Annotated in this window: 15 protein-coding genes; 12 read left to right on the top strand and 3 right to left on the bottom strand. The window is 65.1% G+C overall.

What is annotated here, in order from left to right:
• The first annotated feature begins 43 nt into the window (after positions 1–43).
• From K6G35_RS07610 to K6G35_RS07630, 5 genes are read left to right on the top strand one after another with little or no spacing between them, the layout of a single operon-like run.
• Positions 44–1,210: an AI-2E family transporter gene (locus tag K6G35_RS07610; protein ID WP_008644686.1), complete on the top strand. Its 1,167-nt coding sequence runs from the start codon at positions 44–46 to the stop codon at positions 1,208–1,210.
• Positions 1,211–1,212: 2 nt separating this feature from the next.
• A complete protein-coding gene (locus tag K6G35_RS07615; RefSeq protein WP_495676295.1) occupies positions 1,213–2,772 on the top strand; it encodes an efflux transporter outer membrane subunit in 1,560 nt (519 codons plus the stop codon).
• On the top strand, positions 2,769–3,905 hold the full coding sequence (locus K6G35_RS07620) for an HlyD family secretion protein (RefSeq protein ID WP_495676296.1): 1,137 nt from the start codon (positions 2,769–2,771) through the stop codon (positions 3,903–3,905). The genes K6G35_RS07615 and K6G35_RS07620 overlap by 4 nt, the downstream gene beginning before the upstream one ends.
• Complete coding sequence (locus tag K6G35_RS07625; protein ID WP_495676297.1) at positions 3,895–4,959, top strand: DUF2955 domain-containing protein; 1,065 nt, start codon at positions 3,895–3,897, stop codon at positions 4,957–4,959. The genes K6G35_RS07620 and K6G35_RS07625 overlap by 11 nt, the downstream gene beginning before the upstream one ends.
• Positions 4,960–4,976: 17 nt before the next feature.
• Positions 4,977–5,426 (top strand): potassium channel family protein, encoded by a 450-nt coding sequence (locus tag K6G35_RS07630; RefSeq protein ID WP_008644696.1) that lies wholly within the window; start codon positions 4,977–4,979, stop codon positions 5,424–5,426.
• 4 nt (positions 5,427–5,430) lie between these two features.
• Here the strand turns inward: K6G35_RS07630 and K6G35_RS07635 are convergent, their stop codons facing one another.
• Positions 5,431–5,790 carry a hypothetical protein gene (locus K6G35_RS07635; protein WP_051705349.1) on the bottom strand — a complete coding sequence of 120 codons (360 nt, stop codon included), beginning with the start codon at positions 5,788–5,790 and terminating at the stop codon, positions 5,431–5,433.
• A gap of 59 nt (positions 5,791–5,849) precedes the next feature.
• Positions 5,850–6,851: an AraC family transcriptional regulator gene (locus tag K6G35_RS07640; protein ID WP_035882197.1), complete on the bottom strand. Its 1,002-nt coding sequence runs from the start codon at positions 6,849–6,851 to the stop codon at positions 5,850–5,852.
• A 206-nt stretch (positions 6,852–7,057) separates the two neighbouring features.
• Between K6G35_RS07640 and K6G35_RS07645 the strand changes: the two genes are divergently transcribed.
• The 4 genes from K6G35_RS07645 to K6G35_RS07660 all read left to right on the top strand — a co-directional run bounded on the left by K6G35_RS07645 (position 7,058) and on the right by K6G35_RS07660 (position 11,759).
• Complete coding sequence (locus K6G35_RS07645) at positions 7,058–8,038, top strand: quinone oxidoreductase family protein (protein ID WP_035882198.1); 981 nt, start codon at positions 7,058–7,060, stop codon at positions 8,036–8,038.
• 10 nt (positions 8,039–8,048) lie between these two features.
• On the top strand, positions 8,049–8,897 hold the full coding sequence (locus K6G35_RS07650) for a TauD/TfdA dioxygenase family protein (RefSeq protein ID WP_008644704.1): 849 nt from the start codon (positions 8,049–8,051) through the stop codon (positions 8,895–8,897).
• A gap of 17 nt (positions 8,898–8,914) precedes the next feature.
• Positions 8,915–10,561 carry a fatty acid--CoA ligase gene (locus tag K6G35_RS07655; protein WP_495676298.1) on the top strand — a complete coding sequence of 549 codons (1,647 nt, stop codon included), beginning with the start codon at positions 8,915–8,917 and terminating at the stop codon, positions 10,559–10,561.
• A 214-nt stretch (positions 10,562–10,775) separates the two neighbouring features.
• Positions 10,776–11,759, top strand: coding sequence for a tripartite tricarboxylate transporter substrate binding protein (locus K6G35_RS07660; RefSeq protein WP_495676299.1), 984 nt, complete (start codon positions 10,776–10,778; stop codon positions 11,757–11,759).
• Between the two features lie 25 nt (positions 11,760–11,784).
• On the opposite strand, the gene K6G35_RS07665 is transcribed toward K6G35_RS07660, so the two are convergent.
• Positions 11,785–12,498, bottom strand: a complete 714-nt coding sequence (locus tag K6G35_RS07665; protein ID WP_008644709.1) for an IclR family transcriptional regulator — start codon at positions 12,496–12,498, stop codon at positions 11,785–11,787.
• Between the two features lie 227 nt (positions 12,499–12,725).
• Here K6G35_RS07665 and K6G35_RS07670 point away from each other — a divergent pair, with 227 nt between their 5' ends.
• The 3 genes from K6G35_RS07670 to K6G35_RS07680 are packed head-to-tail and all read left to right on the top strand — an operon-like array spanning position 12,726 to position 16,414.
• A complete protein-coding gene (locus tag K6G35_RS07670; RefSeq protein WP_495676300.1) occupies positions 12,726–14,345 on the top strand; it encodes an acyl-CoA carboxylase subunit beta in 1,620 nt (539 codons plus the stop codon).
• 60 nt (positions 14,346–14,405) lie between these two features.
• On the top strand, positions 14,406–15,572 hold the full coding sequence (locus K6G35_RS07675; protein ID WP_008644711.1) for an acyl-CoA dehydrogenase family protein: 1,167 nt from the start codon (positions 14,406–14,408) through the stop codon (positions 15,570–15,572).
• A gap of 8 nt (positions 15,573–15,580) precedes the next feature.
• Positions 15,581–16,414, top strand: a complete 834-nt coding sequence (locus tag K6G35_RS07680; protein ID WP_008644712.1) for an enoyl-CoA hydratase/isomerase family protein — start codon at positions 15,581–15,583, stop codon at positions 16,412–16,414.
• Positions 16,415–16,421 lie beyond the last annotated feature (7 nt).

The following is a 16,421-nucleotide window of genomic DNA, read 5'->3' on the forward strand; positions in this document are numbered from 1 at the left end:
GCGCGGCCGAGGCGCGCGCCCGAGGTTCACAAGGAGGCCGCCGATGCTGCAAACACGTCTTTCGATCCCTACGATCTCTCGTACGCTGATCGACGTTTATATCCGCTTCGGCCTGATCTTGTTGCTGGCGATATCCTGCTTCGAGATCTTCAAGCCGTTCATCAGCCTGATGGCGTGGTCAGTGATCCTGGCGATCACGCTCTATCCGCTGCAGACCTACCTGCGCGGCAAGATCTTCGATGGAGAGGGCCGCACGGCCACCCTGATCGTTTTCCTGGTCATCTGCATCATTCTCGTGCCCTCGTGCCTGCTCGGGATTGCATTGATCGACTCGGTCGAACACGCATTGGAGATCGCGCGCAGCGGCAACATCCGGATTCCGCCACCGTCCGAATCGGTGGCCGCCTGGCCGTTTGTGGGCAAGCAACTCTACGGCTTCTGGCACCTTGCCTCCACCGACTTCGCCTCGCTGGCTGAAAAGCTTGCGCCACAGATCAAGGTGGTGGCCCTGGCGCTGCTCGGCACAGCGCGTGGCGTGGGCGTCGGGCTGCTGATCTTCGTGGCGGCGCTCATGATCGCGGGCATCTTCATGGCCTACGGCGAGCTCGGCACGCGCAGCGCGATTCAGATTGCCTCCCGCATCTCCGGGCCGGAGCGCGGCCCCCGCCTTACCGTGCTGTGCACGGCCACCGTGCGCGCGGTCGCGCAGGGCGTGGTGGGTATTGCATTCATCCAGATGCTGCTGATCGGTGTCGCCTTCGTTATGAAGGGTGTGCCGGGGGCAGGGCTGCTGGCGCTGGCGGTGCTGCTGCTCGGCATCATGCAGTTGCCGGCCACGCTGATCACCATCCCCGTGATCATCTTCGTGATCGCGACCGAGGGCGTCAGCGGCATGAACATCGTCTTTGCCGTCTACGTGTTCATTGCCGGCCTGGCGGATAACGTGCTCAAGCCGATGCTGCTGGGCCGTGGCGTGGATGTGCCGATGCCGGTGGTGCTGATCGGCGCGCTTGGCGGCATGGTCAGCGGAGGCGTAATCGGGCTCTTTGTCGGCCCCGTGGTGCTCGCGGTCGGATACCAGTTGTTCTGGCAGTGGGTGGAAGACACCCAGCAGCAAGCCATCGAGGGCGGCGAGGCCGTGGCGAGTGGTGAGGCCGTGGGGAGTGGCCAGGCGTCGGGACGTACCGAAAGCGGTCCGGCTGCCGGATAGCGATGTTGCCCCGGGGCCGCGTGTTCCGTTGCTGGATGCTGGCCGCGACGATGCTCGCCGGCTGCGCGCGCGTTGGCCCGGATTTCCAGCCGCAGCACGAGACGTGGAGCGGCAAATGGACCAGCGAGGCGATCGGGCAGGCCAGCGAGGCAGGTGCCCAGCCGGATATGCGCCAATGGTGGCAGGTCTTCAACGACCCCGTGCTCGAACGCCTGATCACCGAGGCCGATGCCAATGACGCCGGGGTTCGGATTGCCGGCCTGCGGGTCATGGAAGCCCGCGCGCAACTCGGCATGGCGCTGGCTGGCCGGTATCCCCAGATGCAGCAGGCGGGCGCGGACGCCATGTATGTTCACAGCCGCCAATCCGGGCCAACCGCCCAAACCGCTCGCGTCTGGGAGTACAGCGCAGGTGTCGATGTCGGCTGGGAGCTCGACTTCTGGGGGAAATTCGCCCGCGCGATCGAGTCCGCCGATGCCGCGTACTTCGCGGCCCAGGCCAATCACGAGAACGTACTGGTACTGCTTCACGCACAACTCGCGCAGACCTATTACGCATTGCGCACCGCGGAGGCCCGCGTGCGGATTGCGCGGGAGAACGGCCGACTGCAGAAGCGCAGCTACGAAATCACCGAGCGACTGTTCAAGGCCGGCGAAAGCGATGAACTGGACCTGCAACAGGCCAAGACGCAGTACTTCGGCACATTGAGTAGCATCCCCGAACTGGAGCGGCAGATTGCGCTATCGCGCAACGCCGTGGCGATCCTGCTGGGGAGGCCACCCGGCCCGATTCCCGAGTTGGGCGAGGCATCGGGCAAGGAGGGCGTGTTGCCCCGGATCGATCGGGCGATTCTGCAAGACGTGCCCGCCAATCTGTTGCTGCGCCGCCCGGATATTCGCGCCGCCGAGTTCCAGATCGCGGCGCAGTCGGCCCAGATCGGCGTGGCGAAGGCGGACCTGTATCCATCGGTGACGCTCGTCGGCAGCATCGGCTGGTCCGCGACTTCGCTGCCCGGGACGCAGAACGGCCTGCTGCTGGTGGGCGGCCCCAGCCTTCGCTGGAACATCTTCGACTATGGCCGGATCCACAACAACGTGCGCGTGCAGGATGCCCGGCTCCAGCAACTGATCCTCACCTACCAGAACGACGTGCGCGTGGCGGCGCGCGAGGCCGACGATGCGGCAAGCGGCCTGCTCAAGGCACTCGAACGCGAAGAAATCCTGCGTGAGGCCGCGTATTCGGCGGAACGCTCGCTGACGCTGGCCAACACCCTGTTCAAGGAGGGGTACTCCGACTTCCAGCGCGTGCTCGATGCCCAGCGGGCGTTGTTCGCCCAGCAGGATGCCTATCTGGTCAATCGCAGCAACGCCGTTGGCTATCTGATCGACCTTTACAAGGCCCTTGGCGGTGGCTGGTACAGCGAGCAGCCGTTGGTCGACCCAGCCACCCGCGACCAGATGCGGCAGCGTACCGATTGGGGAGACCTGCTGGACGAGCCACCGCGCACGCCGCCGGCATCCAATAACACCACGGCCAAAGCCACCGGGAGCCAACGCCAATGAGTGACGCCAGTGATGCGAATGCGCCAGCCACGCCGCCTGCCTCGCCAGGCCCGGCGGCATCCGGAGACGCGTCGGGAAAAGGGGTGCGGTGGGTTGTCATCGCGATCGTGCTCAGTCTGGTCTGGTATCTGCTGGCCGACCGCTTCACGCCCTATACCCAGCAGGCGCGCGTGCAGGCGTTCGTGATTCCAGTGGCTTCAGAAGTCTCTGGGCGTGTCACCCAGGTGCCGGTTCACAACAATCAGAGCGTGGAGGCCGGCACGGTGCTGTTCGAGGTCGATCCACAGCAGTACCGGATTGCACTGGACCGCGCCCGCGCCGATTTCGAATCCACGCGCCGGCAGATCGGCGCGAACACAGCGGGTATCGATTCCGCGCGCGAATCGCTGCGAGCGGCGCAGGCCAACGAGCTCAAGGCGCGACAGGACAGCGAGCGGCTTGAGCGTCTGTATCGGGAAGACCCCGGCACGGTTTCCGTGCGGCGGCTGGAGGTGGCGCGCGCCACGCACACGCAGGCCGTCAGCCAGGTCGGCGCGGCCCGCGCCGAGGTTGAACGGGCAAAGGAGCAGCAGGGCGGAAGCGAAGAGAACAACGCCAAGCTGCGCAGCGCCGCCGCTGCGGTCGAAAAGGCGGAGCTCGATCTGTCAAACGCCAAGATCCGGGCGCGTACCGGCGGGCTGGTCACCGACCTGCAAACGGAAGTCGGCCGTTTTGCCGGCGCCGGCAGCCCGGTCATGACGCTGATCGCGATCCATGACATCTGGATTTCCGCCGACCTCACCGAAAACAACCTGGGCCACGTAGAGCCGGGCACGCCCGTGGCCATCGTGCTCGACGCGCTGCCAGGCAAGGTGCTCGAAGGCAAGGTGCGCAGCATTGGCTACGGCGTGAGCACCGGCCAGAGCCCACCGCCAGGCAGCCTGCCAACGGTGCAGAACAGCCGTGACTGGCTGCGGCCCGCGCAGCGCTTCCCGGTGATCGTCGACATCGATCCGGGACAACTCTCTTCGATGCGCGGCGTGCGCGTGGGCGGCCAGGCCGAAGTGATGGCGTTCCCGACGTCAGGCAACCCGCTCAATCCATTGGGCCGCTTGTACATCCGCCTGATGAGCTGGCTGTCCTATGTCTACTGACGCGGGCGCATCGGCCGCCGCCGCTGCCGCAACCGCGGCGCGGTCCCGCCGCGCGTTGCGCCTGGCTGTCGGCACCGCGCTCTGCCTGGCGACGAGCTTCGGTTTTCAATGGGCGATTCCGATGGTTGCGCCCGTGCTGGCCGTGTTCCTGTTCGCCACGGTAGGGCGCCCGCTGCCCGCCAAGGCGGGGCTGGCGCTGGCGCTGCTTGTCATCGCGACCACCGGAACCGGACTGCTGCTGATCCCGTTCCTGCGGCACGCGCCGCTGAGTGGGGTGCTGATGACCGCGCTCGGTCTGTTCCTGGCCTTCCGTTACGGCCTGCGCGGCGGCAACGGGCTCGTGTCGACGTTCCTTGTGGCAGGCATTGCGCTGATCTCGGTGGCCGGCACCGCTGACATGGGACTCGCCCTCAGCGTGATTGGCGCGCTGGCCCGCGGGCTGCTGCTCGGTGTGGTGATGCTGGCGGTCTGCCATTGGCTGATTCCAGAACCCGGCACGGCCACGCCCGCGGCCAAGCCACCCGCGCCGGTTGTCAGCGATGCGGACTGGATGGCGTGGCGCGCGACGCTGGTCGTCATGCCGGCATTCCTGCTGGCCATGGCCGATCCGGCCGGATACCTGCCTATCGTCATGAAGGCTGTCAGCCTGGGCCGGCAAAGCTGCACGACGGCGCGTAGCGCCGCGACCGAACTACTTGGGTCCACGCTGCTCGGCGGGCTGCTGGCGATCCTGTTCTGGTTCGCGCTTGGCCTGTCCGTCAATCTGTGGATGTTCTTTCTCTGGACGATCCTGTTCGCGCTGGTGGTTGCCCGCCGGCTCTTCGCGATCCGGCCGACACGCGCCACCCCGGGATTCTGGCTCAACAGCCTGGTGACGATGATCATCCTGCTTGGGCAGTCGGTCGAAGACAGCGCGGCAGGCAAGGATGTCTACCAGGCGTTCGCCGTCCGCATGGGACTGTTCATCGGGGTGTCGCTCTATGGCGTATTCATGCTGAGATGGCTCGACCATCGGCGGCAACGAACCGTGTCCACGGCATCGACAACGATCTGAGTACCTGAGGAGGCCCCATGCGCATACACCTGCTGGTCGCCGCACCCGTGATGCTGTTGTGCCTGATCCTGCAAGGCGTGGTGGTGGCGATCTGCCTGCGTCGCTATGCGCGCTATCGCAAACGCTGGGAAGGGCGCGAGGCGCTATGGATGGAGATCGCACTGCTGATGGCGGTGATGCTGCTGACGCTGGCCTGCAACATCGTGCAGATCGCGATCTGGGCCGTGCTGTTCCTGATGCTGGGCGAGTTTCAGAGCTTCGTGCCAGCGCTGTATCACTCCAGCGTCAACTTCGCCACGCTCGGCTATGGCGATATCGTCATGTCCGAGCGCTGGCGCATGCTGGGGCCAATCGAGGCAGCCAACGGCATTCTGATGTTCGGCATGTCGACGTCACTGATGACGGCTGCCGTGCTCGATGTCATCAAAAGCAACATGGCCAGGCTGATGGATCAGGCGAAGCCCTGAGCCCTTACGTGCAGTTCGCGCGATAGGTCTCTTCCAGCGCATCTCGCGACTTGTCCCGCTCGATCTTGGGCACTGCGCGACCCTGCGCATTCTGCGTGGCCATGCCCGGAGAGGTGTAGCTGTTGGGCCCATGCGCGCCAGCGGCGAACTGGTTCTTGAGTTCCTCGCATTTCGCCCGGCGGGCTTCCTCGGGGCTGACGCTGCTCGCCGAAGGCGGACGATAGGGGTTCGCCCCCTCCTGTACGGCATCGGAGATGGCCGCTGCGGCATTGCCCTGGGCGGGCGATGTGGACTGAGCCAGCGCAACGGCAGGCACGCCAAGGGTGAGGGCAACGGTCAGCAGCACTGCATTAGGCATTTCCATGGGAGCTCCGATGTGGCGACGCACGCTCAGACTAGGCGAATTCGATGGTGCTGTGCAAGTCACCGGTTGACACTGTGGCGCCGGCGCCAAGCCAAGGGGGCTTCACCGAACTGGGTGGAAAACCAGCGTGTGAAGGAACTGGCTGAACCATAGCCGAGCAATTCCGAAACGCGTAACAGGGAGTAGTCCGGGTTGCTGACGTACCGCTGCGCCAGATCGCGGCGTACCTCGCTCAGGATGTCGGTGAACGATTCGCCGGCTTCGTCGAGTTGCCGCTGCATGGTCCGCAAGCTCAGGCCCAGCCCCTGGGCCACGGCCTCGCAACTGGCGCGGCCCATTGGCAGCATCAGGTACACCGCATTGCGCACTTCGCGCCCGATCGACGCCTCGTTCACACGGGGCAGGGTATCCACCAGTCGCTGCGCGTGGCGAGCCATGGCCGGGTCGCCTGTCGGATTCGGCGCGTCGAGGTCTGCCGCCAGGCAGACAATGCCGCTGAACTCGCTGCCGAACTCCAGTGGGCATCCGAACAACCGGCGGTGCACCTGCAGGTCGGGCGGCGCGGCATGGGTAAAGTTGACGCTGAGTGGATGCCAATGCGCGCCGAGCAGGGCGCGGCACAAGCGAAACACCACGCCCAGGGCCAGTTCGGTGGCTTGTCGGGAAGGCGCGCCGAGCACTACCTCCTGCCGGATCATGACCACCTTGCCGGCCGACTCCACCATGATTGCCACGGACTCGTTGACCAGATGACGGTAACGAATGATGGTGTCGAGCGCGTCACGCAGCGTGGGCTGCTGGCTGATCAGCAGGCTCATCAGGCCGAAATCCGACAACTGCCGGGACTCCGCCATGCGCAGCCCGAAGGTGAGGCAGGACGATGCGTCCGCCGCGGCCTCCAGCAATACCGCGCACGCGTCCACCGGAACGCGCTGCTCGGGATCGGTCAGCAGCGCGCGTGTCAGTCCGGCCTGGCGGAGCAAGGGCTGTGGGTTCAGGCCTTCCGCCGCCGCCACCTCGAAGAAATTGGTCAGTGCCGCAGCGCGCACCAGTGTTCTCAAGCTTGTCTCCCATCTTGTTCTTCGCGCGTCACGTGCCCGGAGTGCCCTGGACCATGCCGCGTCGTACTCGGCGTGGATGATAGGCCGTGTTGGCATGAAATGCAAAGCTGGATGCAGCGATTGCAAAGCGGCAAGCAGTCGGCGCATCTAGATTGGCTGACATGGCGGCACACGTCGTGCGGCAACACACAACAGGAGACGATGCGATGGCAAAAGTCGTGCGCATGTATGAGACCGGCGGACCCGAGGTCCTTCGTTGCGAAGACATGGAAGTGGGTGATCCGGGCCCGGGGCAGGTGCGCATTCGCCACGTGGCGGTTGGCCTGAACTACGCCGATACGTACTTCCGCAACGGCACCTATCCGGTACCGCTTCCCGCGGGCATGGGCGTGGAAGCCTCCGGCGTGGTGCAGGCCATCGGTCCGGACGTGACCAACGTCGCCGTCGGCGATCGCGTGACATACACCGGCTTCCTGAACACGCTGGGCGCCTACAGCACCGAGCGTCTGGTGCCGGCCGCGCCGCTGATCCGCCTGCCGGAGAACATCGGCTTCGAAACCGCCGCGGCAATGACGATGCGCGGCCTGACCTCCGCCTACCTGATGCGCCGCATCTACGCGTTCAAGCGCGGCGATACGATTCTGCTGCACGCCGCGGCAGGCGGCGTCGGCCTGATCGTGTCCCAGTGGGCCAAGCTGCAGGGCCTGAACGTGATTGGCACCGTGTCTTCCGAGGCCAAGGCCGAGGTGGCACGCGCGCATGGTTGCGATCACATCATCAACTACAGCCACGAGGATGTGGCCAAGCGCGTGCGTGAACTGACCGATGGCGGGGGCGCCACGGTGGTGTTCGACAGCGTCGGCAAGAGCACGTTCATGGCCTCGCTCGATTCGCTGAAGCGCCGTGGGCTGCTGGTCTGCGTGGGCACCGCATCGGGCCCGATCCCGCCGTTCGATCCCGTACTGCTGGCCATGAAGGGCTCGGTCTATGTGACGCGTCCGGCCTTGGCCGACTATATCGCTGATCCGGGCGAGAAGGCGGAACTGGCTGGGGAACTGTTCGACCACGTGGGTGCCGGCCGCATCCGTATCGAGATCAACCAGCGCTACGCACTGGAAGACGCCGTGCAGGCTCACCGCGACCTGGAATCGCGCAAGACCACCGGTTCGTCGATTTTCGTCGTCTGAGGAGCCTGCCATGCAAGTCAAACCACTGACCTGTGCCATCGGTGCCGAACTGGTTGGCGTCAACTTGGCTGACGCGATCAAGAGCGACGATCTGTTCGCCGAAATTCGCGCGCTGCTTCTGAAACACCGCGTGGTGTTCCTGCGCGACCAGACCTTCAGCCGCGCCGAGCACGTTGCGTTCGCGCGCCGCTTCGGCGAACTCGAGGATCACCCAGTGGCGGGCAGCGATCCGGAGCATCCGGGCCTGGTCCGCATCTACAAGTCGCCGGACCAGCCGAACGACCGCTACGAGAACGCGTGGCACTCCGACACCACCTGGCGCGAGGCCCCGCAGTTCGGCGCCGTGCTGCGTTGCGTGGAATGCCCGCCCGTGGGCGGCGACACGATGTGGGCGAACATGGCCCTCGCGTACGAGAACCTGCCCGACCATATCAAGTCCCAGATCGCCGACCTGCGCGCGCGCCACAGCATCGAAGCCAGCTTCGGTGCCGTGATGCCGATCGAGAAGCGGCTGGCGCTCAAGGAGCGCTATCCCGATGCCGAGCACCCCGTGGTCCGCACCCATCCGGACACCGGCGAGAAGATCCTCTATGTGAACGGCTTCACCACGCACTTCACGAACTACCACACTCCAGCGCGCGTGCGCTTCGGTCAGGATGGCAACCCGGGCGCGGCGGACCTGCTGCGCTACCTGATCTCGCAGGCCTATATCCCTGAGTACCAGGTGCGCTGGCGCTGGCAGCCCAATAGCGTGGCGATCTGGGACAACACCGCCACACAGCATTACGCCGTGATGGACTATCCGCCTTGCTATCGCAAGATGGAGCGCGCGGGCATTATCGGCAGCGTGCCGTTCTGAGCAGTACCGGAGTCAATATGGAGAACCTGATCGTTTCCGCGCGTTCGGCCTACGCATACCCTCTGCTGGTCAAGCAGCTCCTGATCAACGCCATGAGTCTGTATGGCGACCAGGAGATCAGCTACCGCGGAGAACTGCGCTACACCTATCGCGAATTCCGCGAGCGCGTGGGAAAGCTGGCCAATTCGCTTTCGGCCCTCGGTGTACATCACGGCTCCACAGTGGCCGTGATGGACTGGGACAGCCACCGCTACCTGGAGTGCTATTTCGGCGTGCCGATGATGGGCGCCACGCTCTTCACGGTCAACGTTCGCCTGTCGCCGCAGCAGATCCTGTACACGCTGAATGACGCGGGCGCAGACGTCGTGCTGGTGCATCCGGACTTCGTGCCCGTGATCGACCAGATCCGGGACAAGCTCACGTGCAAGCCACGCTTCGTGCTGATGGCGGACGGACAGACCGTGCCCGACACGGCTATCCCGTTCGCCGGCGAGTACGAAGCACTGGTCGGCGCCGCCTCGCCGGACTTCGAGTTTCCGGAGTTCGACGAGCGCACGAAGGCCGCCACGTTCTATACGACAGGCACCACCGGCGACCCCAAGGGTGTGTGCTACAGCCATCGCGACATCGTGCTGCATACGCTGACCGCGACGGCCAGCCTGTGCTCGCCGCGCGAAGGCCAGCGCATGCATCGCGAGGATGTGTACATGCCGATCACGCCGATGTTCCATGTGATGGCGTGGGGCATCCCGTATGTTGCGATCACGCTGGGCCTGCGCACGGCGCTGCCGGGCCGCTACGCGCCCGAAATGCTGCTGAAGCTGCGTGCCGAGGAGAAGGTGTCGTTCTCGCACTGCGTGCCGACGATCCTGCAGATGCTGCTGCACGCCGCAGAGGCAGGCGGGCAGGACCTGAGCGGCTGGAAGATCATCATCGGCGGTTCGGCGCTGCCACCGTCCTTGTGCGAGGCCGCGCTGGAGCGAGGTATCGACATCTTCGCCGGCTACGGCATGTCCGAAACCGGCCCGATCGTCGCGCTGGCGCAGTTGCCGCCGGGATACCAGCCGGCCAGCCGCGAGGAAGAGGTCCGCCTGCGCTGCTCGACGGGCCGGCCGGTGCCGCTGGCAGACTTCCGCATCGTGGGGACGGACATGCGGGAACTGCCACGCGATGGCCAAAGCCAGGGCGAGATCGTGCTGCGCGCGCCATACCTGACCCGCAGTTACTTCCGCAAGCCGAGTGCGTCGGAAGAACTCTGGGCCGATGGATACCTGCACACGCAGGACGTCGCGGTCGTGCACGAGAACGGCTTCGTGCAGATCGTGGACCGCCTCAAGGACGTGATCAAGACCGGTGGCGAGTGGGTCTCCTCGATCGAGATCGAGAATCTGGTCACGCGCGTGCCGGGCGTGCGGGAGTGCGCCGTGATTGGCGTGCCTGACGCGCGTTGGGGCGAGCGGCCGATGGCCTTTGTGGTGCGGCAACCGGATTCGGACGTGGGCGCCGACGACATCCGCGCGGAGTTGATGAACCATGTCTCGGCCCAGCGTCTGAGCAAGTTCGCGGTACCTGAAGCCGATCGGATCGCCTTCGTGGCCGAGATTCCGAAGACCAGCGTTGGCAAGATTGACAAGAAGCTGCTACGGGGAAACAAAGCAGCCTGAGGGTAGGGTATGGAGTTAGGGAGCGCCCCGCACTGCGGGGCGTTTTTTTATTTGGCGACATGCAACCCGTGCATGTAGACGATGAAATCGGTGGATATGCGACCGGTATTCTCCAATTCCTGATGGTCCCCTCCGTGACGGCATTGTCATACTGTGCGGACAACCTCGCAGACCGGACATGACAGATCCGGCAGACAACTCAGGAGACACCTTCATGCAACGACGTCGCTTCTTCCGTGTCGCGCTGGCCACCACCGGCCTGGCGCTGACGGCTTCCCTTGGCACGCCGGCGCTGGCCGCCGACGAGTTCCCAACCAGTCCGATCCGGCTCATCGTGCCTTACGGCGCGGGCGGCGTCACCGATCAGGTGGCACGCGCGCTTGCCGACGCGGCCGGCCGTGAACTGGGTCAGTCGATCGTGGTGGAAAACAAGCCCGGTGTCAGTGGCACGCTCGGTGCCACGCAGATGGCGACCACCGAACCGGACGGCTACACGCTCAGCATGGCGCCCGTGGTGATCTTCCGCCTGCCGCATGTGCAGAAGATGCGCTATGACCCGCTTAAGGACCTGACATACATCTCCATGATCGCAGACTACAACTTCGCGGTAGCCGTGAAGAAGGACGCGAAGTGGCAGACCATGCAGGAGCTGATCGCCGATGCCAAGGCCAACAAGAAGGGCATCAGCTATGGCACCACCGGTATCTACGGCAGCCAGCACTTGACCATTTCCGAACTGGCGCGGGTGTCGCAATCGAACTGGACCCACGTCCCGTACAAGGGCGACGCCGAGGCGATCACCGCGCTGCTGAGCGGTTCGTCCGATGTGGCGGTGCTGTCGAACACGCTGCTGCCCTACGTGCAAGGTGGGCAAATGCGCGTGCTGGCGACGCTGTCGGAGAAACGCGCCGCGGACTTCCCCAATGCGCCGACGCTGAAGGAGATCGGCTATCCAGTGTGGTCGAACTCGCCCTTCGGCATCGTCGGCCCGGCAAACATGAAGCCCGCAGTGGTGAAGCGGCTTGACGAGGCCTTCCGCAATGCGCTCAAGGACCCGAAGTTCCTGAACGTGACCCGCCAGTACGGCATGGTCAGCAACTACATGAGTCCCGAGCAGTACGCCGCCTATGCGCAGAAGGCATTCAAGAGCGAGGGCGAGATCATCGCGCGACTGGCCGAGGCGATGAAGAACCAGTAAGCGGCACCATTAGCGGCTTCGGGGCTCAATCCGCGCCGAATGTCGCCTGCAATAACGCGCCGATTTCGTGACGCCGCGACACGGGCATCCGTGACGCGGCGGACACGACGCTGACTGCCAGGTCGCCTTCCAACGCCAGTGGCAACAGGTAGCCCACGCCGGCCACCCCGCCGGCGCCGGCCAGCACATAACCGAGTTTGCGACTGCGGTCCACGCCACGCAACAGTGCCAGCAGGCTCAATCCACCTTGCTCGTACTCCGCCCGATGCCGGTTGTAGTGCTTCCGGATTTCGTCGTTATCCAGCCTTGCCATCAGCGCCATGCTCGCCGTGCCCTGACCCAGCAGCCGCGACGTGCCAGTCAACAGATCAAAGGTCTTGATGCGATGCGCGCCTTCCTCGGTGTGCAGGCAATGTCCGTGGTCGCCCAGGCGCCCAATCAGGAACACCGCATCGCCAGTCAGACGCGCCACCGCCTTCATCCGCGTGACGATGCGGCTATCGGGAGGCGGCCGGTTCATTGCCCGCAGGCCCAACGCCATGGCCGCGCTGCCCAGGTGATAGCGCTTGCCGGCCGGTTCGCGCTCGGCGTATCCCGCCGCCTCAAGGAAACGGATCATGCGATGCGCGGTAGTGCGATCGATACTCGCCAGCGTGGCAAGCTCGGGCAGGGTCAATCCCGGGTCGTGATGTGTGCCCAACAGGTGCAGCAGCGCAAAGGCGCGTGTCAGGCTTTGCACGCCGGGTTGGGGGAGGGGGGCATCCGCTTTGGCGCTCGAGGGCATAAGGAAACCGGCAGGACGAGAGTAGGTTGCAGGGTTAATACCTAAGTTGTGCACATTATGCACAACGACGCCCGTTGTGGTTGTCCGGCGGCGAAGGGTGGATTGCAATGGATTCACTTCATACAACCCGTCAAGCCAACACGCGCTATCGGACGCCACAGGACGCCAGCCGGTCTCCCACCATGATCCCCATCGATACCCGGATTGATTCCACCTCGGATACCTTTGCCACGCAGCGTGCTGGCATGCAGGCGCTGACAGACCGGCTGCGCGCGCTGGAACAGCGAGCCGTCGACGCGTCGTCGCGTGCTCGCTCGAGCTTTCAGAAACGCGGGGCGCTGCTGCCGCGCGAGCGGGTCGCCTGTCTGCTCGATCCCGGTGCGCCATTCCTGCCGCTGGCCACGCTTGCGGGATATGGGCTGGACGATCCGAATCCCGATACGTCGATTCCCGGTGGCTCGCTGGTTGCCGGAATCGGCTTTGTCTGCGGCGTGCGCTGCATGGTGCTGGCCACGGATTCAGGCATCGATGCGGGCGCCATGACCGAGGCCGGCAACCTGAAGCTGATGCGCTGCCAGGACATCGCGCTGGAGAACCGGTTGCCGCTGATCCATCTCGTGGAGTCGGCCGGCGCGAACCTGCGCAAGTACAGGGTCGACAAATTCGTGCGAGGCGGCACGATCTTCTACAACCTGGCGCGGCTCTCGGCAGCCGGGCTACCGGTCATTACGGTGGTCCACGGCTCGTCCACGGCCGGCGGGGCGTACATGCCGGGCCTGTCCGATTACGTCGTGATGGTCCGCAAGCGCGCCCGCGCCTTCCTGGCCGGCCCGCCGCTGCTCAAAGCCGCAACAGGCGAGATTGCCACTGACGAAGAACTGGGGGGCGCGGATCTACACGCCACCGTCAGCGGTCTGGCCGAGTATCTGGCCGAGGACGACGAGCACGCCATTGCCACGGCACGGGACATCGTCGCCAGCCTCGACTGGCCCCGCGTGGATCAGACGCCGCCACGGCCGGCACGGGCGCCGAAGCTCCCCGCCGTCGAGCTCGAAGGTGTCATGACCCTGGATCACAAGCGTCCGGTCGATATGCGCGAGGTTATCGCCAGGCTGGTGGATGACTCCGCCTGGCTGCCGTTCAAGCCCGACTACGGACCAGGCACAGTCTGCGGTCATGCCCGCATCGAAGGCCATGCCGTTGGTTTTATCGCCAACAATGGCCCGATCGATCCGGCTGGCGCCACCAAGGCCGCGCAGTTTATTCAGGCCTGCAACCAGTCCGGCACACCGATCGTGTTTCTGCAGAACACCACGGGCTTCATCGTCGGCAAGGCATCGGAGGAGGCCGGCATGATCAAGCACGGCTCGAAGATGATTCAGGCGCTCTCCAACTCCACCGTCCCACATGTCACGCTGTACTGCGGCGCGAGCTTCGGCGCCGGCAACTTCGGCATGTGCGGCCGTGGCTTCCATCCGCGCTTCTGCTTCTCGTGGCCCAACGCGCGCACGGCCGTCATGGGGGGAGAGCAGGCTGCGATGACACTCGAAATCGTGGCCCGTCAGCAGGCCGCGCGCAAGGGCGTGCCAGTGGACGAGGCGGCGCTGGCCACGCAGACCGCCGAGATCGTCGCCAACTTCGAACGCCAGGGCAGCGCGTTCGTCACCAGCGGGTTGCTGCTGGACGATGGTGTGATCGACCCACGCGACACACGCGCGATGCTGGCCTTTGTGCTGGCCACCGCGCGAGAAGCCGCCGCCCGTACGCCCCGCGCGATGCAGTTCGGCGTTGCGCGTTTCTGACGCTTCCGACGCCTTCGCGCCTCATCAGATCTGAACAAACAAGGTACCCCGGAGACACAGATGCTTTATACCCAGGACCACCGCAGCATCATGGACAGTATTCGCCGGTTCGTCGCGGCCGAGATCGACCCGTTCGTCGACGAATGGGAAGCAGCGGAGACGTTTCCCGCCCACGCGCTATTCCGGAAGATGGGCGAGCTTGGATTTCTTGGTATCACCAAGCCTGTGGAGTACGGTGGGCTGGGTCTGGATTTCTCGTACGCCGTCGCTGCCGCCGAAGCCCTGGGCCATGCACGCGCACAAGGTGTCGGGATGGGTATCGGCGTGCAAACCGACATGGCCACGCCTGCGCTGGCGGCATTCGGCTCCGATGCGCTCAAGCGCGAGTTCCTGGCACCGGCCATCGCCGGCGAGATGGTTGTCTCCATCGGCGTGTCGGAAGTCGGAGCGGGCTCCGACGTCGCGTCGCTGAAAACACGCGCACGTCGCGACGGCGACGATTACGTGATCAGCGGTTCCAAGATGTGGATCACCAACGGCACGCAGGCCGACTGGATCTGCCTGCTTTGCAACACGTCGGACGGGCCGGTCCACAAGAACAAATCGCTGATCATCGTGCCGTTGAGGGAAAACGGCAGACTCGTGCGTGGCGTGGAAGTGCAGAAGATCCGCAAGATGGGCATGTGGTGCTCGGACACCGCCCAGATCTTCTTCGATGACGTACGCGTGCCGGTGCGCAACCGTATTGGCGAGGAGGGCATGGGCTTCATCTATCAGATGAAGCAGTTTCAGGAGGAGCGCCTGAACGGTGCAGCCCGCCGGCTGGCGTGCAGCGCGCTGATCGAGGAGACCGCCGACTACCTCCGCCAGCGCGTAGCGTTCGGCAAGCCGCTGCTCGACAACCAGTACATCCAGTTCAAGCTCGCCGAACTGAAGACCGAACTCGAATCGCTGCGCGCGCTGGTTCACGTGGCAACGCGAGCCTATATCCAGGGCGAGGATGTGGTGGAGCTGGCGTCGATGGCCAAGCTGAAAGCGGGGCGCCTGTCGCGCGAGATTGCCGACTGGTGCATCCAGTTCCAGGGCGGCATGGGTTACACGTGGGACAACCACGCCAATCGCGCCTATCGGGATTTCCGGCTCGGATCGATCGGTGGTGGCGCCGACGAGGTGATGCTGCAGGTAATTGCCAAGCAGATGGGGCTGATGTCCCGCCACGACCGCTGAGACGAGCCATGACCAACCCAGTCATCGTACGTTGCGTGGAGGGCGTGTTGTTCGCCACGCTCAACATCCCGGCCACGCGCAATGCGCTCGCTCCGGAAGTGGTCGCCGTGTTGACGGACATCGTGGCGCAGGCTGAAGCCGACGTCGGCATCCGCGCGCTGGTGCTGCGCGGTGCGGGTGGAACCTTCAGCGCTGGGGGCAACGTCGGCAATTTCCAGGCGCGGCTTGACGCCGATGTTGGCCACGAAGACCCGGTTGCCGCGCGCAACCGCCAGTTCGGTCATTTCATGACACGGCTGGCGGCACTTCCGATACCCGTGATCGCGGCCGTGGACGGGCCGGCAATGGGCGGCGGCATGGGTCTGGCATGTGCCGCAGACGTTGTGCTCGCAACGCGCGCGGCGCGGTTCGCCTTGTCGGAAACCTCGCTGGGCATCATTCCCGCGCAGATCGCACCATTCGTCGTTGATCGACTCGGCGCCGCGCTGACGCGCCGGCTAGGCCTGACCGGCGAGCGTCTGGACGGCGTGGCGGCAGAGGCGATCGGGCTCGTAGACCAGTTGGCCGAAGACGCCGCCGGACTGGACGAACTGATCGCCGAGTGGCTGACCCGCATTGGCCGCTGCGGGCCACACGCCAACCGCCAGTTCAAGGCATTGGTCGCCAGATGCGGCCCGACGCCGGTCGACAGCCTGCTCGATGACGCATCACATCAGTTTGCCCAGTGCATGCGCACCGAGGGCGCAGAAGGCATCGCGGCCTTCCGCGAAAAGCGCGATGCGCGCTGGGTCACGCGATTCGATGCCAGCATCGTCTGCGCCGCGCAATCGACAGACGCCTGAACGCAAA

The organism is Cupriavidus sp. HY129 (genome assembly GCF_059492215.1).